The following is a 19,111-nucleotide window of genomic DNA, read 5'->3' as shown; positions in this document are numbered from 1 at the left end:
CGTCTATCCTTTCGGATGGCCGTTGCCACCCTCGTTTACGCGCACGCCTTTAAGTCTACCGGCTTCCTCTACAACACGTTGCGTGAGTCCACCAGAGGCGAGCGCCCCATGTATCACAGTTTGGCGACCGAATGCCAAACCCAATTCATCGGCTGTCAACCAACCGATGTAATGACCATAGTGTGGGGTGCTCAGCTTGGACTTGCCGCGCCCTGACCCGTCTACGGCCTGTATCAATACTTCGGCCTCTTCGGTTTGCAACCAACCCTTGACCTTTTCGTAACCGGCGACCGCCTTGCCCGCCTTGCGCTGCAGCGAGATCAGCTCGACCACCCGCCGCGCCAACTGCTGCTCGACCTCGTCGACCAGCCCGTCGGGCAGGGTGACCGGCTGTTTCGCCGAGCGGGAAAAGGCCTTTTTCTTGATGGCCAATTCCAGCGCCGCACGATCCGCCACGACATAGATGCCCCGGCCCGGCAGTTTACCCAGAATATCCGGGTAAACCTGATTGTCCGGGCCGACCACGAAACGGATCAACCCATGTTTCGGCTGCACTTCGCCCGTGGCGATGCACTTGCGTTCCGCACCGTCTGACCGGTCATTCGAGGCGTCACCGCGTCCCATGTGCAACCCCCGAGGCCCGCTTAGGCCTCGGCCTCCTCGGCGGTTTCGCCGTCTGTTTCTACGTCGTCTTCTTCCGCATCGTCCTCAAGCTCGGTCGGGTCGACCCAGCCCAGCATGACGCGGGCGGTCATGATCATGGCCTGCGCATCTTCGAGGCTAACATCGAAGGGCTCAAGCGCGCCGTCGTCTTTGACACGCTCGCCGTTGACCGTGGTCCAGCCGCCAGCCAGTTCCCAATCGGCGCAGGTGGCGAAATCTTCCAGCGTTTTGACGTCGTCCTTGGCCAGCGCTTCTATCATTTGGGGGGTCAGCCCCTCAAATTCAACCAGGCTGTCTTCGACACCCAATGCGCGGGCGTTATCAAGCGCCGCTTTGTTCTGCGCTTCGAGCACGTCACGGGCGCGGGCCTGCAACTCACCCGCCGTGTCTTCGTCCACACCGTCGATGACCAGCAGCTCGTCGACTTCGACATAGGCCACTTCTTCGAGGTTGGTGAAACCTTCGGAGACCAGAAGCTGGGCGAAGAATTCGTCGAGATCGAGGTTGTCCATGAACAGCTTGGTGCGCAGTTCGAACTCGGCCTGACGGCGCTGGCTTTCCTGCTCTTCGGTCATGATGTCGATATCAAGACCAGTCAGCTGCGACGCCAGACGCACGTTCTGACCACGGCGGCCAATCGCGAGCGACAGCTGCTCTTCGGGCACGACCACTTCGATCTTGCCGGCTTCTTCGTCCAGAACCACTTTCGACACTTCCGCAGGCTGCAGCGCGTTCACAAGGAAGGTGGGCTGGTCTTCGTTCCACGGGATAATGTCGATCTTCTCGCCCTGAAGCTCGTTCACGACGGCCTGCACGCGGCTGCCACGCATACCGACACAAGCACCGACGGGGTCGATGGAACCGTCATGCGAGATCACGGCGATCTTGGCGCGCGAACCCGGGTCGCGGGCAACCGCTTTGATCTCAATGATGCCGTCGTAGATTTCCGGCACTTCCATCTTGAACAGCTCGGCCATGAATTCAGGCGCGGTGCGGCTCAGGAAAATCTGCGGGCCGCGCTGCTCGCGGCGCACGTCTTTGATATAGACGCGGATGCGGTCGTTCGGGCGATAGCTTTCGCGGCCAATCTTCTCGTTCCGGCGCAGGATCGCTTCGCCAGCACCCACGTCGACGATGACGTTGCCATATTCCTCGCGCTTGACCAGACCGTTGATGATGGTCCCGGCGCGGTCTTTGAATTCTTCGTACTGGCGGTCACGCTCAGCTTCGCGGACCTTTTGCAAGATCACCTGCTTGGCCGATTGCGCCGCGATGCGGCCCATTTCAACCGGGGGTACTTCCTCGACGAAAGTGTCACCAACCTTGGGGTCGGCCATGTACTGCTTGGCCTGTTCTACGGTGAACTCGGCCTGATAGTTCTCAAGCTCATCATCCTCGACCACGGTGCGGACGCGGGTGAAGGTGGCCTTGCCGGTCTTGCGGTCGATGTCGACCCGGATGTCCATCTCGGCGCCATAGCGGGACTTGGCGGCACGGGCGAGGGATTCCTCCATCGCTTCGACGACCAGACCGGGGTCGATCATCTTCTCGCGCGCCACCGCCTCGGCGGTTTGCAACAGCTCAAGCTGGTTTGCAGATGTAATGGCCATTAGGTGTCTCCCTCAGCAGACTCTTCAGTCTCGATATCATCAAAATCGGTTTCGTCGATCGCACCAGACGCTTTGCGCTGGCGGAGCATTTCCTTGATCAGGTCGTCGGTCAGCACGAGCTTGGCATCGCTGAGCCAGTCGAACTGCAATCCGATGGTGCCCTCTTCGACGTTGATCAGCACCTCGCCACCCTCGACACCTGCCAACTCACCCTTAAAGCGGCGGCGGCCGTCAATCAGTTCGGTGGTCTCGATCTTGGCCTCATAGCCTTCGAAAGCGTCGAAATCCTTGAGCCGCGTCAGCGGGCGGTCGATCCCGGGGCTTGAGACCTCGAGCGAATATTCGTCGAGGATCGGGTCTTCGACATCCAGCACTGCGCCGATGGCCTGCGAGATCTTGGCGCATTCATCCACTTCGATCCCGCCCTCGGGCCGGTCGGCCATGACTTGCAGAGTGGTGGACTTGCCCGACATCAGGCGCACGCGCACCAGTTCAAAGCCCATATCCTCGATCACCGGGGTGATGATCTCGGCCAGGCGGCGGTCGATGGCGGCTTTGGCGATCAGGTCATTCGACATGAGACATCCATTTTCACTGGGCACAAAAAAACGGGCGCGCGGCCCGTTCACGAATTCGGTGGAGCCTTCGGTGTGGACCCGAAAGCGCCGCTGTTGAAGGGGATATAGGCCGAATGCGGCGAAACTGCAACCCCTCTCAGCCGAACCACCACCGCTCGGGCGCGCGCAGGTTGTCCATCGGCGCTTGGCGTCCGGGGTTCGGCGGTTGGCGCAGATCGCCCGACAATGCGCTGACCCCGCCTGCGCTATCAGCCTGAAGGGTCACATCCCCCCGGTCGCGGTAACGGGGCCGCGCGGGTAAATCCGCTGCATCAACAAGCCCTTCGCTCAGCGCCTGCGCCCGCACCTCACGGGCGGGGAGCGACACCAGTTCGACCGTATCGAACCACCCGGCGGTGCCGTCCTTGTAATGCATCTCTACCCGTTCGGCCAAAACCTGACGTCCGGCGGAAAAGCGCCGCAGACGGTAAAGCCCGGTGCCAATCCCGGCCTCGGGCGCATGGGCGGGGCGGATCACATAGCGCGATTGCGCCAGCAGGAGCGGCAGGTCGGGATTCGCCGCCGCCAATGTGACCTGCACTTGCAGATCGTCCTGAACGGCGACCTCGGCCCCGGCCAGAAGACCGCGCAGACTGGCCACCACATCGCGGGCGGTCAGGGGGCTGCCGTCGTGAAAACGCACATCGGGGCGCAGGTCGAACTGCCACTGCCGGGCACCATCGCTGGCCTGCCAACCGGTCGCCAACTCACCTTTGAGGATGCCATTGCCGGTGACTTCGGTCAGCGTGTCAAAGATCATCCCCTGCCGCGCGACCTGCATGAAGAGCCCATCGCCATGGACCCAAGTATCCTCTCGCGTGGCACCTGAAAGCGCCAGCCGCAAACGGCCCCCGCGCCGGGGCGGCTCTCCGCCGCTGGCACCTGTCGCGGCCAGCAGGGCCGCCGCCGCACCGGTGGTGAAAAGCGCCCGGCGATCCAGCAAAGAGTTGCGCCCGCTCATCGCTGCCCGATCCTATCCATCGTGCGCACCAATTCGGCACTGATCCCCGGCTCCGACAAGGCGTGGCCCGCATCCCGGATCATCCGCAGGTCGGCATTGGGCCAGCGTTCGGCCAACGCATAGGCGCCCGCAGGCGGGCAGATCATGTCATAGCGCCCCTGCACGATGACCCCCGGGATATGCGCGATCCGCCCCATATGTTCGAGGATCTGACCGTCGAACTCCAAAAAGCCATTGTTGGTGAAATAATGGTTCTCCAACCGCGAAAAGGCCCGCGCATAGGCCGATGGCCCGCCATGCGACACCCCATCAGAATGCACCGAGGCCAGCGCGTTTTCCCACGCGGCCCATGCGCGGCCATAGTCCTGCTCGACCCGCAGATCGCCCGAGAACAGCCGCCGGTGATAGGCCGCAATCAGATCGTCACGCTCATCTTCGGGGATCAGGTTCACGAAACGCGCCCAAAGTTCGGGCCAGAACCGTCCGGCCCCACCACCGTAGAACCAATCAAGCTCGGCCTGCGTCATCAAAAACACGCCGCGCAGGATCAAATGGCGCACCGCTTCTGGGTGTGCTTGGGCATAGATCAGCGAAAGCGTCGCGCCCCAAGAGCCGCCGAAAACCATCCATTTGTCGATGCCAAGCGTGGTGCGAATCAGCTCGATATCCGCGACCAGATGCCATGTTGTATTGTCGATGACCGAGGCATGCGGGGTGGAGCGCCCGCAGCCGCGCTGATCAAACAGCACCACGCGGTAAACCTTAGGGTCGAAATACCGCCGCATCGCCGGGCTGCAACCGCCCCCGGGGCCGCCATGCAGCACCACGACGGGGATGCCCTCAGGGTTGCCGCATTGCTCGACATAGACCTGATGCCCCTGCCCTACGGACAAGATCCGCTGGTCGAAAGGCTCAACCGGCGGATAAAGATGCGGCGCGCCGCGTTTTTGGTCGGGATACTTGTCCATTGCCGCCCTATATAGTCATTGAACCCAAAAGAGCACAGGGAGATCAGAATGCAAGCGGATCAATCAACCATCGACCCCGCCGAGATCGCCAAATTCGAAGCAATGGCCGCCGAATGGTGGGATCTGAACGGCAAGTTCAAGCCGCTGCACATGCTGAACCCCTGCCGGTTGGACTATATCACCAGCCAGATCGCGGGGGAGTTCGACCGCGACCTGACGGGCCCTGCCCCCTTCGCGGGGCTGCGCATCCTCGACATCGGCTGCGGCGGCGGGTTGCTGTCCGAACCGATGGCGCGGCTTGGGGCCGATGTGGTGGGCGCAGATGCGGCGGCGGGGAATATCCCCGTGGCGCAGATCCACGCGCAGCAATCGGGGCTAGAGATCGACTACCGCCACACCACCGCCGAGGACATGGCCGATGCCGGTGAGAAATTCGATGTGGTGCTGAACATGGAGGTGGTCGAACATGTCGCCTCTCCCATCGACTATCTGATCGCCTGCCGCCGCCTGCTGAAACCCGGCGGGCTGCACATCTGTTCGACTCTGAACCGCAATCCAAAGTCCTTTATGATGGCGATTGTCGGGGCCGAGCATGTGATGCGCTGGCTGCCCAAGGGCACCCATGACTGGAACAAGTTCATCACCCCAGATGAGCTTTTCGACCTGCTGAGCCGCGCCGGGCTGGAGCCGGTGGATCGCAAGGGTTTCGTCTTTAACCCCGTCGCATGGTCGTGGCGGCTGTCGGATCGGGATCTAAGCGTGAACTACGTCACCGCCAGCCTTAATCCGGGCCTCAACCCTGGCTCAACTGACGCCTGAGCGCGCGCAGGATCGGGAGCGTGGCGCGGACCTGTTCTTCGCCAAGCTCCCCCACCACGTTCGAGATCATCGGCGTGATCGCATTCACCGCCGCATCCCGCGCCTGCCGCCCGGCGGGGCTGATCGCGACCATCTTGCGCCGCGCGTCGTCCCAATCGGGGCGGATATGAACGTAACCGGCCCATTCGAGTTTGCTCAGCGTGTTGGTCATCGCCCCGCGCGTGACGTTGAAGGTCTCGGCCAGTTGCGCGGGCGAGCGTTCGCCGCCGTGCCATGAAAGCGAGTTCAACACCGAGAAATGCGAGATCTCCATCCCCCGCGGCAGTACCCGTGTCAGGCGACTGCGCACCGATTGGTCGGCGGCCAGCAATTCTCCGAACAACATGATCGCAAGGGTGTTTTTATCGTCGGTCATTTTCGGTCCGGTCAGGGCGCGGCAAAGGGGCGGCGGTTGGCAAGGCTGGGCACTTTGGCGCGGGCCTTGTCACATTCTTCCATGGCCATGTCACAAAAGTAAACGCCGGGGGCCGTTCCGGCATCCAACACCACCTCCCCCCAAGGGGCCACGACCAGCGAATGGCCATAGGTGTCGCGGGTCCTATGCGCGGCGCTGGCATGGGTGCCCGTCTGGGCCGGGGCCAGCACATAGCAGCCATTCTCAATCGCCCGCGCCCGCAGCAGACTGTGCCAATGCGCGGCCCCGGTGACCGGAGAGAAGGCCGCAGGCATGGTCAGGATACGCGCACCGGCCTCGGCCAAAGCTTGATATAGCGCCGGGAAACGCATGTCGTAGCAGATCGACATGCCGATCTTGCCAAAAGGCGTCTCTGCGACCACGGCTTTGTCACCGGGGCGATAGCCCGCGGACTCGCGGTAGCTTTCGGTCTCGTTGATATCCACATCGAACATATGGATCTTGTCATAGCGCGCGATGATCTCTCCCTGTGGGGAAATCAGGAAAGACCGGTTGGCAAAGCGCCCGTCCCCCCCGCGCGTTTTTAGACCGAGCGAGCCGATCAGCAGCCAGATGCCCGCCTTCGCCGCCTCTTCGCGCAGGGCCGCGAGGGTGGCATCGTCTTCCTCATAGGCCAGCACCGACTGTTGATGGCTGCGGCTGGTGCTGACGCAATTCGTCACCTCGGGGGTCAGGACAAACTCGGCCCCGCCCGCCACCGCCTCGCTCAGCAGGGCGCGGGTCTCGACCAGGTTGGCGGCGGGGTCATCCGAGACGTTGAGTTGCAGCAGCGCGATTTTCATCTGTCGCTCAGCAATGCATCCAGCTTGCCGGCACGGTCCAGCGCATAAAGCTCATCGCATCCACCGACATGCACATCGCCGATGAAAATCTGCGGCACGGTCCGGGCGCCGCCTGCGCGCTGGATCATCTCTTTCTTGCGCTCTGGCTCTGACAGCACATCGACTTCGTCAAAGGCTGCGCCCTTTTGGGTCAGCAGGCGTTTGGCGGAATGGCAAAAACCGCAGAGCGGCGACGTATAGATTTCGACAGGTTGCATAGGATCACCCTTTGAACAGTTAACGTTGCACAGTGATCTAGGTCTCTTTGGCCACGCGCGCCAGTGCCAGCACGAAAACGGGGCCGGACCCGGCGGCCAGACAGGCCTGCGTGCAGGCGGTCAATGTGGCGCCGGAGGTAAAGACATCGTCCACCAAGATCACCGGTCGCATGATGATACGGAGCCGCCGTCGCGGATGCACGCGGATCGCCTGCTCCAACACGCGATACCGGGCGGCACGGCCCAAACCCTCCAGCGATGGCGTATGCCGGACCCGCTGCAACAGATCGGGACACCAGCGGTGCCCGGTTTCCGCCGACAGCGCCTTGGCCAGCAGAGCCGATTGATTGTACCGCCGTTTTAGCAAGCGCAGCCAATGCAGCGGCACCGGCGCGATCAGCGCCTCTTGCGGCAGGATGCCCTGCGCCGCTTGCGCCATCCAGCGCGCGGCGGGGCGGGCGATCTCTTGCCGGTCGCCATGTTTGAGCGCCAGAACCAGCCTGCGCCCCATATCGCGGTAGATGACCGCCGTGCGCCCCTGCGCCCAAGGCCGCGGCGTGGCAAGACAGGCATCACAATGGGGTGAACCCACATCCCCGCCGCCCGGCAGGGGCAGCCCGCAGGCATCGCAAACCGTCCCGCCGATGAAGGCTGTGTCGCGCCAGCAAGCGCCGCACAGCCCGAAATTCGCATCGACAAGCCCACCGCAGCCCAGACAACGCGGCGGGTAGATAAGCGACACTGCTGTTTGAAGTCCCCGTGGCGGCATTCTATGTGTTCCCCATGACAGCACAGCCCAACCTGACCGACCCCAAGGCCCTCGCCCAGCACCGCGCCCGCGCGACGACACGGGGCATGTTCCTGCAACAGGCAGCCGCCGATGAGGTTCAGGATCGGCTGAGTTTGGTTAAGAAAACGTTTACCGCACCGGCCATCGTGACCGGCTTCCCCCAAGTCTGGGCAGAGGCGTTCCCTAAGGCCAAGATCGTCGCCGAGGCCGAGGTGCTGGCGCTGGAACCGCAGGCGCATGATCTGGTGATCCACGCCATGGGGCTGCATTGGGCGAATGACCCCATCGGCCAGTTGATCCAATGCCGCCGCGCGCTGCGCCCCGACGGGCTGTTACAGGCCGTGGCGCTTGGCGGGCAAACCCTGCATGAGTTGCGCGCCTGCCTTGGTCAGGCCGAAGCCGAAGTGACTGGCGGCCTGTCGCCCCGCATCGCCCCGATGGGGGAACTGCGCGATCTCGGCGCGCTGCTGCAACGCGCGGGGCTGGCCCTGCCCGTGGCCGATAGCCAACCACTGACCGTGGAATATGATGACGCATGGGCCCTGATGCGCGACCTGCGCGAAATGGGAGAGACCAACGCCCTGCAAGCCCGCCTGCGCCGCCCCACGGGCCGCGCCGTGCTGACACGCGCGGCTGAGCTTTACGCCACGCATTTCACCGCCGCCTCGGGCCGGATCATGGCGACTTTCGACATGATCTTCCTTGCCGGTTGGGCACCGGACGAAAGCCAGCAGAAACCTTTGCGCCCTGGATCAGCGCAGCAACGGCTGGCAGATGCGCTGAATAGTCGCGAGGAACCCCTCCCCGATTGACCCAATCGGCAAAGCGGCTATCTCTGCGCGGATGATATGCGAGGAAACCCCCATGCAGGCAGCCCAGCCCCAATCCGCCCAAGCCGACGTCACCCAACCCGAACACGGCCCCACCGATCACCCCAAAGTCCCGCGTCCCAAAGTTGGCGTTTTGCTCGCCAACCTTGGCACGCCGGACGGCTATGACTATTGGTCGATGCGCCGCTACCTGAGTGAGTTCCTCTCGGACCGCCGGGTGATTGATTACAGCCCGTGGAAATGGCAACCGCTGTTGCAAACGGTCATCCTCACCAAACGCCCCTTTGCCAGCGGCGCGGCCTATAAATCCATCTGGAACGAGGCCGAGAACGAAAGCCCACTGGCGACGATCACCAAATCGCAAACCGCCAAGATCAAAGCGGCGCTTGAAGCGCGCTACGGGGCCGATGTGATGGTCGACTACGCCATGCGTTATGGCAACCCGTCGACCCGCTCCAAGGTCGAGGCGATGGTCGCCGCTGGATGCCAAAAGATCCTGTTTTTCCCGCTTTATCCGCAATATGCCGGGGCGACCACGGCAACGGCGAATGACGCTTTCTTTTCCGCTCTGGCGAAGGAAAAATGGCAACCCGCCTCGCGCACTGTTGCCCCCTATTTCGACCGGCCCGACTATATCGAAGCGCTGGCCCAATCGGTCGAGCGTGCCTATGCCGCGAAGGACAAAAAGCCCGACCTGCTGGTCTGTTCCTACCACGGTCTGCCGCAGCGCTATCTGATGGAGGGTGACCCCTACCATTGTCAGTGCCAGAAAACGACGCGCCTGCTGAAAGAGCGTTTGGGCTGGCACGACAGTGAGATCATCACGACCTTCCAGTCGCAGTTCGGCCCCGAGGAATGGTTGCAACCCTATACCGTCGAAGAGGTCGCGCGTCAGGCCAAGGCGGGCAAGAAAAGCATTGCCGTCTGCGCTCCTGCCTTCTCGGCCGATTGCATCGAAACGCTCGAAGAGATCAACGAAGAGATCAAGGAAAGCTTTGAAGAGGCAGGCGGCGAGGATTTCACCTATATTCCCTGCCTGAACGACGATGCGGCGCATATCGAAACGCTGACCACGATCATCACCGAGAACTTGGGCGGCTGGCTGGACTAAGCCCCGCCTTGGGGTCGCTGCGGCGGCCCCTTTTTCAAAGCCTTACGCAGAAAACAAAAAAGGCGGTGCATTGCACCGCCTTTTCCGTTTGATCGTCAGTTCCGATTAGTCGGAAGCAACAGCTGCGGCAACCAGGGCCAGCAGGATCAGGGGAACCAGGATGCCCGAGGACGAACCTGTTGTTTCTTCCACGATGACCGGTGCTTCGACGATCGGCTCGGCCAGCGAACCAGCAAAAGCAGTCGATGCAGCAGCGGACAGAGCAGCGGCGAGAACGAGTTTCTTCATAACATAACCTCCAGAATAGGCGTGCTGTATCATATACATACACGCACCCAAGACTTACCTCGTAATCCTGTTCTAAACAGTATCGGCAAAAGTTTGCAAACCCGGAATCAGCTATTGCATCAAGGAATCAGGGGGATGTCGTCAAATAAGCAACACCTGCGTGCCGACCTTCGTCAGGGCAAAAAGTTCGGCGATATGTTCGTTATAGAGCCCGATGCAACCATTGGAAGACTTACGACCAATTTTTCTTGTGTCGTGGGTTCCGTGGATACGATAGTAGGTCCAGCTGAGGTACAGCGCATGGGTGCCCAGAGGGTTGTCCGGGCCGGGGCCGACATAGGGCGGCCATTCGGGATTGCGCTTGAGCATCGAAGGCGTGGGACGCCAGCTTGGCCCCTCGACCTTTTTGATGACACGGGTCCGGCCACGGCGTGTGAGGTCTTCGGTCAGCGGCACCGAAGAGGGGTAGAGTTTGTAAACGCTCTGATCCTCGGACCAGTAGTGCACCGCCCGGCTGTCGATATCGACCAGCACCGCGCCATTGCGCGTGTTGCTGAAATAGGGGCGCCAATCCAGCATCCGGAAACTTGAAACATTGCGCTTGACCGCTTCGGTCAGGTCGCGCTCCGTCTCGGTCGTGGCGGTGGAGTTGAAGGAAGAGGTGCTTTGCGCCAGCGCGGGTGTGGCGAGCATCGCGGCGCTGCCAGCAAGGAAGCCACGGCGGCTCTTGATCGAAAAACGGGGAGCGGACATGGAGCGTCTCCAAAACTGAAATTATGCTAATTGGTGCCAGTTATATGGCTCGAAAGACGCAGTTTCAATTGAAACCGGGGCTGCACGGCAGAGTCATGCCTATGTGCGTTTGAACTGCAACGCGCCCCGATGTAAGGCAGAAAAAACTTCATTGCGTGGAGCGCTCATATGATCCGTATCCTGTCCATTCTACTGGCGCTGACGGTTGCGCTATCTGCCTGTACCCCGTCCAGCACGACCGGCGGCAAAGCCGGCGGCACCTACCGCATCAGCCGCTCCGACGCGGGTACGATCCAATTCCGCATGCTCGACTCCGTCAATGCGCTGCGCAGCTCTGCCGGGGTGGCGCCGCTGGCGCTGGATGCCAAGCTGAACGCCGCTGCCGCCACCCATTCGCGCGATATGGCGGTGCAAAACCGCCCCTGGCATTTCGGCTCTGACGGGTCCTCGCCCATCGATCGCATCCAGCGCGTGGGCTATACCGGCGGTCTGGTCGGCGAGGTAATCTCGGAAACCTATGAGACCGAGCTTGAGACCCTCGCCGCGTGGATGGAGCAACCCGACACGCGCCGCATCTTGATGGCCCCCGATGGCCGCCAGATGGGTTTCGCATGGCATCAGGAAAACGGTGGCAAGATCTGGTGGACGCTGGTCGTCGGCAACTGATCTTTGTCTGATTGACCGACCGATCCGGCCCCTGCGGGGGCCGGTGTCGTATCAAACGGCCCTTAGGGCGTGATCAGGATCGGCGTGCCGTCACGCACCATCGCGTAGACATCTTCAATCTCTTTGTTGGTGACCGCGATACAGCCCCAAGTCCAATCGTGCTTTTCCTTCTTCCGCGGGTCTTTCTGCCCGTGGATAAAGATATCGCCCCCCGGGCTTTTGCCCATGGCGCGCGCATTCTCGATATCGCGTGCGTTCGGGTAGTCGATCCCGACGGAAAGGTGGAAACGGCTGTTCGGATTGCGACGATCGATTCGGTACAGCCCTTCGGGCGTGCGGCCATCCCCCTCAAAGGCTTTGTGACCCACCGGAGCGAAGCCCAGTTTGATCCGGTAATCTTCGAGCACGCGGTTATGGTGCAACAGCATCATGCGGCGTTGGCTTTTGTTCACAACCACATAGGTCACTTCAGGACCGGTGTAGCGTTTGAACTTACTGCTACTGCACGCGCCAAGCGCCACCATAGCGGTGCCGCCAAGTATCATCGTCCTGCGTTTCATCACTGTGCCCTCAACGCCCCGGCCATTCCGGCCTTTTTATCCGCGTTACCATAGAGAGGGATTAATTTCACTCAAAAAGCAGTGATCCGCGGCGTCATATGGGTCCGTGGCTCAGCTTTCAGGCAGGGTCAGACAGGCGGCGAGTTCCACATGGGACGACCAGCGGAACTGGTCCACCACCTGCACCCACTCCAACCGATAGCCCGCCGCGACCATGTTCTGCACATCGCGGGCAAAGCTCACCGGATTGCAGGAGACATAGGCCACGCGCGGCACCTCGGCGCGGATGATCTCGGCCACCTGCGCCTCAGCCCCTGCGCGGGGCGGGTCGAGCACCACGGCGTCGATCTTGGCCAGTTCATCCGGGAGGAGCGGTCGGCGAAACAGGTCGCGCGCCTCGGCGGTGAGCGGTTTCGCCCCCTTGGCCCGACGCCAGCCCCCTTCCAGCGCGGCGATCATCTCGGCATCGCCTTCCACCGCGTGCACCCGCGCCTGCTGCGCCAAGGGCAAGGCAAAGGTGCCGCAGCCCGCGAAAAGATCGGCCACAACCTCGGCCTCGCCCACCGCATCCCTGACCGCGTCGAGCAGGGACGATTCGCCATGACGGGTGGCCTGCAAGAAGGCGCCCGGCGGCGGCGTGACCGGCGCATCGCCAAAGCGCTGTACGGGCGGCGCGCGCATCGCAATTACCTCGCCATCCCATGTCAGCCGAGCCAGAGATAGAGCCTCACAAGCCTGCGCCAATTGCTGGCGCAGCGGCCCGTCGAGCGGTTTGCCATTGGCGACAGAGACGTCCAGCCCCTCTTCCGACAGGGTGACCGTGACGGCCAATTCGGCCTTTCGGCTGGCGCTGATCAGCGCCAGTTCTTCGGCGACCTTCAGCCCCGGCAGCAAGGCGGGATCGACCAACTGACAGCCCGGCACCTCGATCAGCACATCAGAGGCGCGGCCATGAAAGCCCGCCATAGCGCCCTTTTTCGTCCGCCGCGCGGCAAAGGTCGCCCGACGGCGCGATTGCGCGGGGGAGGTTTGGATGGGGCGAAATTCTGTCTCTAACCCATGAGCTGAAAGCGCGTTACGCACCACATCGACCTTCCAAGCCGCCACGAAATCGTCAGCGGCATGCTGCAACTGGCAGCCGCCGCAGGATTTGAAATGGCGACAGGGCGGTGCGACCCGCTGGTCGGAGGGGGTGACGATCCGCACATCGCGAAGCTGCTGCCCGTCGACAACGCCGGTGACGGTTTCCCCCGGCAGGGTCATCGGGGCAAAGATCGGACCTTCGGCGATGCCATCGCCGTGGTGGCCAAGACGCAAGATTTCATGTTCTGTCATAGCCTGCCCATAGCGCGGCAAAGCCTTCTGGGAAAGCCTATTCCGCCGCCTTCACATCCAGAAACCCGCCCGACTGCCGGTGCCAATAGCGCGCATAAAGCCCATCTTGAGCGAGCAGATCGGCATGGCTGCCAATCTCTGCAATGCGGCCTGCGTCCAGCACCATGATGCGGTCCATCTCGGTCAGGGTCGACAGACGGTGGGCAATGGCTAGCACGGTTTTGCCTTCCATCACACGGTCTAGGGTCTGCTGAATGGCGGCCTCCACCTCGCTATCAAGGGCGCTCGTCGCCTCGTCCAACACCAGTATCGGCGCGTCTTTCAGGATGGCGCGGGCCAAGGCGATGCGCTGGCGCTGGCCGCCCGAAAGCTTCACCCCACGCTCCCCCAGATGCGCGTCATAGCCGCGGCGACCTTTGTGATCTTCGAGCTGCTGGATAAACTCATGCGCCTCGGCCCGTTCGGCGGCGGCGATGACCTCGGCCTCGGTCGCATCGGGGCGGCCATACAGGATGTTGTCCCGCGCGGAGCGGTTGAACATCGCCGTCTCCTGCGTGACCATGCCGATATTGCGGCGCAGACTCTCTTGGGTGACCGTCGTGGTATCCACCCCGTCGATCAATATCTTGCCCTGTTCTGGTTCATAGAGCCGCAAGAGCAGCGCCACGAGGGTCGATTTCCCCGCCCCCGAAGCACCGACGATGCCCAGCTTCTCACCCGGTCGGATGGTCAGCGTGATGCGGTCGATGCCGCCAGTCTGACGGCCATAGGCAAAGCCCAGATCGCGCAACTCGATCTCTCCGGCCTCGACGACCAGGTCCCGGGCATCAGGCTCATCATCAAGCCGCACGCGCGGCGTCAGGGTGCGCATGCCGTCTTCGACCTCCCCAATATTGGAATAGATCGCCATCAGCGTGAATGAGACCCAGCCCGTCATCTGCGCGATACGGATCGCGATGGCGCCGGAGGCGACGATATCGCCCTCGCTCGCCAATCCGCGCTGCCACAGCAGGATCGTCCCGCCCAGCAACAGAACCGGCAAAAGCCCCGCAAGGCTCATCAGCGCCAGACGGAACCCGGCGGCGAGATAGCCGAACTCCAACGCCCGGGCGCGAAAGCTCTGCATCGCGGAAAGTGCCGCGCGGTCTTCGTGATCGGCATGGGCGAAAAGCTTCACCGTCTTGATGTTGGTGATCGTATCGACCACCTGCCCCGACACCATCGCACGCGCCCCGGCCCGCCCCGCGGCCCGTTTGCGCACGCGCGGCAAGAACCAGTTGATCAGCGCCAGATACATCACCAGCCAGACGGAAAACCCAACCGCCACACGCCAGTCGATCGCCAAAAGCAAGGCGACCGACCCCACCAGAGAGGCAAGCGCAAAGGCCACCACGTTGATCACCTCGGCGGCCACATCCGTCACCGCCCGCGCGGCCTGCATCTGCTTTTGCGCGATGCGCCCGGCGAAATCTTCGTCAAAAAAATTGACGTTCTGCCCCAATGTCCAACGGTGCAGCCGCGACAGCACCAGCGGGTTCACATTGGGCTGCACCATGATCGCGTTAGAGGCCGAGGAGAGGCCAAACAGCACGGGACGCGCCACAAGGAAAAACGCAATCGCGCCCAAGACCAGAACCAGACTGCTGCCCTCAAAAAACCGCTCCGGCCCCGCGCTGACCGTGGCATCGATCACCTTGCCCAAAATCCACGCTGTGCCCGCCTCCATCGCGCCAGCGGCGGCAGATAGAAAGGCGGCGAGCCAGAGCACCGGCCAAGCGCCTGCAAGGCACCAGCGGATGAAGGCCCAGAGGGTCTGCGGTGGCGGCCCGTCGGCGGGGCGAAACGGGTTGATCCAGTTCGAAATGCTCACGTCTTTTCATCCAATGCGAGAAAACCGCCCGACTGACGGTGCCAGAAAGCTGCATATAGGCCAGCTTTCTGCAAAAGCGCTTCATGGCTGCCCTCTTCGACGATACGACCTTGATCCAGAACCAGAATTCGGTCCATCTCGGCAATCGTCGACAGCCTGTGCGCGATGGCGATGACGGTCTTGCCCGCCATCATGCCATAGAGCGTTTCCTGAATGACGGCCTCCACCTCACTGTCGAGCGCGCTTGTCGCCTCATCCAGCAACAAGATCGGCGCGTCCTTGAGGATCACCCGCGCCAGCGTGATGCGCTGCCGTTGCCCGCCGGACAGCTTCACGCCCCGCTCGCCCACACGCGCGTCATAGCCCGAGCGCCCTTCAGGGTCGGTCAGATCGAGGATGAACTCATGCGCCTGCGCCTGTTTCGCCGCCGCGATCATCTCGGCCTCGCTGGCGTCGGGACGGCCATAAAGGATATTCTCGCGCACCGAGCGATGCAGCAGCGAGGAATCCTGCTGCACCACACCGATATGCCGCCTAAGACTGTCTTGCCGGACCTGTGCGATGTCCTGCCCGTCGATCCGAATTTCGCCCGTTTCGGCGTCGTAGAACCGCAGTATCAGCTTCACGAGGGTCGATTTACCCGCGCCCGAGCGGCCCACAAGGCCAATCCTTTCGCCCGGCTGCACGGTGATATTGATGTCCTGAACCCCGCCGCTGTCGCGCCCATAGTGATGGCTCAGCCCCGCCATTTCAATCCGCCCTTCGGTGAGTTTCAGCGGCGGCGCATCGCGGCGGTCGGTGAGGGCGAGGGGCTGGGCAATGGTCTCCATCCCTTCGGCGACGACACCCAATTCGCGGAAAAAGCTCGACAGCGCCCACATGATCCAACCGGTCATGGAGTTAAGCCGCAGCGCCAGCGCGGCGGCAGCGGCGACGACACCGACGCTTGCCTCGGCCCCCATCCACAACAACAATGCCCAGCCGACGACGCCCACGATCAACATGCCGTTGAGAAGGGTGAGCACCACATCCATGATGGTGAAAATACGCATCTCACCTTGAAACGTGCGCCGCGCCTCTTCGATGGCTTCGCCCGCGAAATCGACCTCCAGATCATGATGCGCGAACATCTTGACCGAATGGATATTGGTATAGGCATCCACCACGCGCCCCGTCACCTGCGACCGCGCGTCCGACGCGGCTTTGGACGCAGGGCCGACCCGTTTGATCGTCCAAGCCACCAAGCCGCCATAGAGGATGAACCACCCCAAAAGCGGCACTAATAAACGGATATCCGAGGTAGAGAGCAGGATCGCCGCGCCGATCATATAGGCCAGCGAGTAAGAGATCGCATCAAAGACCTGAAAGACGACCTCCCCCGCTGCCGGTGGGGTCTGCATGATCCGGTTGGCGATACGCCCGGCAAAGTCATTCTCAAACCAGCCCACCGATTGCCGCAAGACATGGCGATGCGCCCGCCAACGGATCAACGTGCCGAAGTTCGGCAAGATCGCATTGTTCAAAAGCATCACATCGACCGCCTGCACCATGGGCCGCAGCAACAGCACGGCCAGCCCCACGAGGACCAGCTCGGTCCCATGTTCCGCCCACATCTGCGCAGGATCGCTGCCCAGCAGATCGACGATGCGGCCCATGTAGTAGATCAGCCCAACCTCGATCGCGGCGACAAGGACCGCCATCAGCCCGGCGAGGGCAAAGACCTTTTTGAACGGCTGCGCATAGTCCCGCAGAAAGGGCCAGAGCCCTTGGGGCGGCACATCCTTCTCGCGATAGGAGACATAGGGATCGACGAGGTTTTCAAAAAAGCGAAACATGGGGAGACCTTGAAAAATAGACGTGCAAAATGTTCGGCGCTGCCCAATAGCAGAGCCGCAAAGGGGCAATGGTTATGCCAGCTTAGCTGAACCAGATCCCGCGGTACATTTCGCCCATCTCCCTTGTAATGCGCTTTGGATAGACGAATTTCCCCGCGATGTCGACCTAGCTGCGGCGCGCCAATAGGTCCGCTCGCGTCAAGGTGAAGCCGGAGTTGACCCAAAGCTGTTCCAGCCGGGCAAGCTTTTGGCCCAAGGCTGGGCCTTTGAATGCGGGCATCAGGTCTTTGGCCGCCACTGGAAACCGAGCCGCCGCTGCGTTTTTTATCGTCTCTAACATGGCAGTTTCGGGCATGTTCTCCGCCATACATCCCCGCAGCAGAGCCGCCCCAATGGCCACCTCTGCCCCATGACGATAGGCAAGCTCAGGCAATGGTGGCCCTGCGAAACCCTGCTCTTGCAGCTGGGTGAGATGTTTGGCCTCAGCTTTGCTCAGCCGCAGACGGTCTGCCACAGCCTCGCCGCCCAGCGCGGCCAGACGCACCAGCCAATCGGGGCCAAGGCCAAGCCCCTGTTCGAAATGGACCAGCATGGAGATCCACCGGTCATCACTCCCCGGCAAAAGCACGGGCAAAGCACCGGTTTGCCGCATCAGAGCCAGTGCGGGGGCAGGATCAGGCGCGCGGAGGAGTTTTTTGAACTCCTGCCCAACACGTTCCGCCGAGAGCGTCTCGAGCCCATCCAAATTCGACGCGATGGCATCGAGCGCCTCCGGCTCTGGCCCCACTTCAGGGTTACCATACCACGCCATGAAGCGGAAATAGCGCAGGGTGCGCAGGTAATCTTCGCGGATACGCTGACCTGCGTCCTCGATGAAACGCAAACGGCGCGCGCGCAGGTCGGGCAGCCCGCCCAAGGGATCGATCACATGGCCCTCGGGCGTGGCATAGAGCGCGTTCATCGTGAAATCCCGGCGGCGGGCGTCATCAGCGATATCGGTGGAAAAGGCGACGACAGCCCGGCGGCCATCGGTCTCTACATCGCGGCGAAAGGTGGTGATCTCAAAGGGTTTGCCGCCCGAGACCAGCGTCACCGTGCCATGGTCGATCCCAGTCGGCACGGCCTTGACCCCGGCGGCCTTGGCCAGCGCCATCACCGTTTCAGGCGTCGCTTCGGTGGAGAGATCGACGTCGTTGTCTGGCAGTCCCAGCAGCGCATCGCGCACGCAGCCGCCGACGAAATAGATAGGATGCCCGCCCTCCTGCACCACGCGGCAAACCCGCTGTGCGTCTTCGTCATGTAGCCAGCGCGTGCCGGTCGGAATCATTGGTTCATTCGTGTCGCCCATGCCCGCAACATACGCGCGGTCGCGCCCCAGATGTAATAGGGGCCGTAGGGCACGGCGTAATAATACCGCCGCTGGCCGCGCCAACGCCGTGAATGGACAAGGTAGTTGCTGGGGTTCAGCACATGGTCAAGCGGCACGCGAAACACCTCTTCGACCTCGCCGGGTTCTGGCACCACGGTGAAATCGCGCGTCACATGGCCGATCACGGGCGTCACGCTAAAGCCGGTGACCGTCTCATGAGACGGGAGCACGCCCAATACATCCACGATATCGCTCGGCAGGCCAATCTCTTCGCGGGCTTCGCGCAGGGCGGCGGCGATGACATCCGCATCCCCGCCGTCTTGCTTGCCCCCCGGAAAGGCGATCTGCCCAGGGTGATGTTTCAGCGCCGAAGACCGTTTGGTCAAGATCAGCTCCAGCCGCGCACCGGTATCCACCACCGGGGCCAGCACCCCCGCAGGACGCAGGGCGCGCCCCTCGGGGAGGGTAACCTCTGGGTTCAGATCGAAATCAGAGGATTCCACCCCGGTCTGGGCAAGCGCCTTGCGAAAAGAATGGAACCGGTCGCTCACC

Annotated in this window: 21 protein-coding genes; 4 read left to right on the top strand and 17 right to left on the bottom strand. The window is 62.3% G+C overall.

All coding sequences use genetic code 11. The features are described from left to right. Positions 1–3 precede the first annotated feature (3 nt). The 5 genes from ACGYKA_RS06955 to pip form a co-directional block, all read right to left on the bottom strand. On the bottom strand, positions 4–624 hold the full coding sequence (locus ACGYKA_RS06955) for an RNA-binding protein (RefSeq protein WP_394407937.1): 621 nt from the start codon (positions 622–624) through the stop codon (positions 4–6). A 20-nt stretch (positions 625–644) separates the two neighbouring features. Then, on the bottom strand, positions 645–2,273 hold the full coding sequence (nusA, locus tag ACGYKA_RS06950; RefSeq protein ID WP_067265353.1) for a transcription termination factor NusA: 1,629 nt from the start codon (positions 2,271–2,273) through the stop codon (positions 645–647). Continuing rightward, positions 2,273–2,851, bottom strand: a complete 579-nt coding sequence (gene rimP, locus ACGYKA_RS06945) for a ribosome maturation factor RimP (protein WP_067265355.1) — start codon at positions 2,849–2,851, stop codon at positions 2,273–2,275. The genes nusA and rimP overlap by 1 nt, the downstream gene beginning before the upstream one ends. A gap of 136 nt (positions 2,852–2,987) precedes the next feature. Next, positions 2,988–3,851 (bottom strand): ABC transporter substrate-binding protein, encoded by an 864-nt coding sequence (locus ACGYKA_RS06940; protein WP_394407939.1) that lies wholly within the window; start codon positions 3,849–3,851, stop codon positions 2,988–2,990. After that, positions 3,848–4,819 (bottom strand): prolyl aminopeptidase, encoded by a 972-nt coding sequence (pip, locus tag ACGYKA_RS06935; RefSeq protein WP_394407942.1) that lies wholly within the window; start codon positions 4,817–4,819, stop codon positions 3,848–3,850. The genes ACGYKA_RS06940 and pip overlap by 4 nt, the downstream gene beginning before the upstream one ends. Before the next feature lie 48 nt (positions 4,820–4,867). On the opposite strand from pip, the gene ubiG reads away from it, so the two are divergent. Continuing rightward, positions 4,868–5,638: a bifunctional 2-polyprenyl-6-hydroxyphenol methylase/3-demethylubiquinol 3-O-methyltransferase UbiG gene (ubiG, locus tag ACGYKA_RS06930; RefSeq protein ID WP_394407945.1), complete on the top strand. Its 771-nt coding sequence runs from the start codon at positions 4,868–4,870 to the stop codon at positions 5,636–5,638. Here ubiG and ACGYKA_RS06925 read toward each other — a convergent pair. Genes ACGYKA_RS06925 through ACGYKA_RS06910 form a run of 4 tightly spaced genes read right to left on the bottom strand, consistent with a single transcriptional unit; the run spans position 5,613 to position 7,921 of the window. Further along, on the bottom strand, positions 5,613–6,053 hold the full coding sequence (locus tag ACGYKA_RS06925) for a MarR family winged helix-turn-helix transcriptional regulator (RefSeq protein WP_067265366.1): 441 nt from the start codon (positions 6,051–6,053) through the stop codon (positions 5,613–5,615). The genes ubiG and ACGYKA_RS06925 overlap by 26 nt on opposite strands. A gap of 11 nt (positions 6,054–6,064) precedes the next feature. After that, positions 6,065–6,895 carry a carbon-nitrogen hydrolase family protein gene (locus tag ACGYKA_RS06920; RefSeq protein WP_394407947.1) on the bottom strand — a complete coding sequence of 277 codons (831 nt, stop codon included), beginning with the start codon at positions 6,893–6,895 and terminating at the stop codon, positions 6,065–6,067. Continuing rightward, the gene (gene grxC / locus ACGYKA_RS06915; RefSeq protein ID WP_067265371.1) at positions 6,892–7,152 is read right to left on the bottom strand and encodes a glutaredoxin 3; all 261 of its coding nucleotides are present in this window, start codon (positions 7,150–7,152) and stop codon (positions 6,892–6,894) included. Before grxC ends, ACGYKA_RS06920 begins: the two co-directional genes overlap by 4 nt. A 37-nt stretch (positions 7,153–7,189) precedes the next feature. Further along, on the bottom strand, positions 7,190–7,921 hold the full coding sequence (locus tag ACGYKA_RS06910; RefSeq protein WP_394407950.1) for a ComF family protein: 732 nt from the start codon (positions 7,919–7,921) through the stop codon (positions 7,190–7,192). Positions 7,922–7,935: 14 nt separating this feature from the next. Here ACGYKA_RS06910 and ACGYKA_RS06905 point away from each other — a divergent pair, with 14 nt between their 5' ends. Both ACGYKA_RS06905 and hemH read left to right on the top strand, forming a co-directional pair. After that, entirely contained in the window at positions 7,936–8,754 is an 819-nt protein-coding gene (locus ACGYKA_RS06905; protein ID WP_394407953.1) for a methyltransferase domain-containing protein, read from the top strand. Positions 8,755–8,806: 52 nt separating this feature from the next. Then, positions 8,807–9,883, top strand: a complete 1,077-nt coding sequence (hemH, locus tag ACGYKA_RS06900; protein ID WP_394407956.1) for a ferrochelatase — start codon at positions 8,807–8,809, stop codon at positions 9,881–9,883. A gap of 105 nt (positions 9,884–9,988) precedes the next feature. Here the strand turns inward: hemH and ACGYKA_RS06895 are convergent, their stop codons facing one another. Further along, positions 9,989–10,171: a hypothetical protein gene (locus ACGYKA_RS06895; RefSeq protein WP_067261136.1), complete on the bottom strand. Its 183-nt coding sequence runs from the start codon at positions 10,169–10,171 to the stop codon at positions 9,989–9,991. Positions 10,172–10,312: 141 nt separating this feature from the next. After that, the gene (locus tag ACGYKA_RS06890) at positions 10,313–10,924 is read right to left on the bottom strand and encodes a L,D-transpeptidase (RefSeq protein WP_067261126.1); all 612 of its coding nucleotides are present in this window, start codon (positions 10,922–10,924) and stop codon (positions 10,313–10,315) included. A gap of 168 nt (positions 10,925–11,092) precedes the next feature. Between ACGYKA_RS06890 and ACGYKA_RS06885 the strand changes: the two genes are divergently transcribed. Then, complete coding sequence (locus tag ACGYKA_RS06885) at positions 11,093–11,590, top strand: CAP domain-containing protein (protein ID WP_394407962.1); 498 nt, start codon at positions 11,093–11,095, stop codon at positions 11,588–11,590. Positions 11,591–11,652: 62 nt separating this feature from the next. Here ACGYKA_RS06885 and ACGYKA_RS06880 read toward each other — a convergent pair whose 3' ends face one another. The 6 genes from ACGYKA_RS06880 to ACGYKA_RS06855 form a co-directional block, all read right to left on the bottom strand. Further along, the gene (locus ACGYKA_RS06880; protein WP_168612924.1) at positions 11,653–12,150 is read right to left on the bottom strand and encodes a murein L,D-transpeptidase family protein; all 498 of its coding nucleotides are present in this window, start codon (positions 12,148–12,150) and stop codon (positions 11,653–11,655) included. Between the two features lie 111 nt (positions 12,151–12,261). Continuing rightward, positions 12,262–13,485 carry a class I SAM-dependent RNA methyltransferase gene (locus ACGYKA_RS06875; RefSeq protein ID WP_394438313.1) on the bottom strand — a complete coding sequence of 408 codons (1,224 nt, stop codon included), beginning with the start codon at positions 13,483–13,485 and terminating at the stop codon, positions 12,262–12,264. A 37-nt stretch (positions 13,486–13,522) separates the two neighbouring features. Then, positions 13,523–15,355, bottom strand: a complete 1,833-nt coding sequence (locus tag ACGYKA_RS06870) for an ABC transporter ATP-binding protein (protein ID WP_394407968.1) — start codon at positions 15,353–15,355, stop codon at positions 13,523–13,525. After that, the gene (locus ACGYKA_RS06865) at positions 15,352–17,190 is read right to left on the bottom strand and encodes an ABC transporter ATP-binding protein (protein WP_394407971.1); all 1,839 of its coding nucleotides are present in this window, start codon (positions 17,188–17,190) and stop codon (positions 15,352–15,354) included. The genes ACGYKA_RS06870 and ACGYKA_RS06865 overlap by 4 nt, the downstream gene beginning before the upstream one ends. A 166-nt stretch (positions 17,191–17,356) precedes the next feature. Further along, positions 17,357–18,538 carry a CCA tRNA nucleotidyltransferase gene (locus ACGYKA_RS06860; protein WP_394407974.1) on the bottom strand — a complete coding sequence of 394 codons (1,182 nt, stop codon included), beginning with the start codon at positions 18,536–18,538 and terminating at the stop codon, positions 17,357–17,359. Then, positions 18,514–19,110, bottom strand: coding sequence for a CoA pyrophosphatase (locus ACGYKA_RS06855; protein ID WP_394407977.1), 597 nt, complete (start codon positions 19,108–19,110; stop codon positions 18,514–18,516). Before ACGYKA_RS06855 ends, ACGYKA_RS06860 begins: the two co-directional genes overlap by 25 nt. Position 19,111 lies beyond the last annotated feature (1 nt).

This window comes from Sulfitobacter sp. 1A15106 (assembly GCF_043556995.1).
Taxonomy (GTDB): Bacteria; Pseudomonadota; Alphaproteobacteria; order Rhodobacterales; family Rhodobacteraceae; genus Sulfitobacter; species Sulfitobacter faviae.
Note: the sequence above shows the minus strand (reverse complement) of the source record. Positions and strands in the feature narration are given on the sequence as shown.

Excerpts from the sequence above, each read along its gene's own strand:
- grxC (WP_067265371.1), bottom strand. The coding sequence starts at position 7,152 with ATGCAACCTGTCGAAATCTATACGTCGCCGCTCTGCGGTTTTTGCCAT.
- ACGYKA_RS06925 (WP_067265366.1), bottom strand. The coding sequence starts at position 6,053 with ATGACCGACGATAAAAACACCCTTGCGATCATGTTGTTCGGAGAATTG.
- ACGYKA_RS06920 (WP_394407947.1), bottom strand. The coding sequence starts at position 6,895 with ATGAAAATCGCGCTGCTGCAACTCAACGTCTCGGATGACCCCGCCGCC.
- ACGYKA_RS06875 (WP_394438313.1), bottom strand. The coding sequence starts at position 13,485 with ATGACAGAACATGAAATCTTGCGTCTTGGCCACCACGGCGATGGCATC.
- ACGYKA_RS06880 (WP_168612924.1), bottom strand. The coding sequence starts at position 12,150 with ATGAAACGCAGGACGATGATACTTGGCGGCACCGCTATGGTGGCGCTT.
- nusA (WP_067265353.1), bottom strand. The coding sequence starts at position 2,273 with ATGGCCATTACATCTGCAAACCAGCTTGAGCTGTTGCAAACCGCCGAG.
- ACGYKA_RS06890 (WP_067261126.1), bottom strand. The coding sequence starts at position 10,924 with ATGTCCGCTCCCCGTTTTTCGATCAAGAGCCGCCGTGGCTTCCTTGCT.
- ubiG (WP_394407945.1), top strand. The coding sequence starts at position 4,868 with ATGCAAGCGGATCAATCAACCATCGACCCCGCCGAGATCGCCAAATTC.
- ACGYKA_RS06955 (WP_394407937.1), bottom strand. The coding sequence starts at position 624 with ATGGGACGCGGTGACGCCTCGAATGACCGGTCAGACGGTGCGGAACGC.
- ACGYKA_RS06895 (WP_067261136.1), bottom strand. The coding sequence starts at position 10,171 with ATGAAGAAACTCGTTCTCGCCGCTGCTCTGTCCGCTGCTGCATCGACT.
- rimP (WP_067265355.1), bottom strand. The coding sequence starts at position 2,851 with ATGTCGAATGACCTGATCGCCAAAGCCGCCATCGACCGCCGCCTGGCC.
- ACGYKA_RS06885 (WP_394407962.1), top strand. The coding sequence starts at position 11,093 with ATGATCCGTATCCTGTCCATTCTACTGGCGCTGACGGTTGCGCTATCT.
- ACGYKA_RS06940 (WP_394407939.1), bottom strand. The coding sequence starts at position 3,851 with ATGAGCGGGCGCAACTCTTTGCTGGATCGCCGGGCGCTTTTCACCACC.
- hemH (WP_394407956.1), top strand. The coding sequence starts at position 8,807 with ATGCAGGCAGCCCAGCCCCAATCCGCCCAAGCCGACGTCACCCAACCC.
- ACGYKA_RS06865 (WP_394407971.1), bottom strand. The coding sequence starts at position 17,190 with ATGTTTCGCTTTTTTGAAAACCTCGTCGATCCCTATGTCTCCTATCGC.
- ACGYKA_RS06910 (WP_394407950.1), bottom strand. The coding sequence starts at position 7,921 with ATGCCGCCACGGGGACTTCAAACAGCAGTGTCGCTTATCTACCCGCCG.
- pip (WP_394407942.1), bottom strand. The coding sequence starts at position 4,819 with ATGGACAAGTATCCCGACCAAAAACGCGGCGCGCCGCATCTTTATCCG.
- ACGYKA_RS06860 (WP_394407974.1), bottom strand. The coding sequence starts at position 18,538 with ATGGGCGACACGAATGAACCAATGATTCCGACCGGCACGCGCTGGCTA.
- ACGYKA_RS06905 (WP_394407953.1), top strand. The coding sequence starts at position 7,936 with ATGACAGCACAGCCCAACCTGACCGACCCCAAGGCCCTCGCCCAGCAC.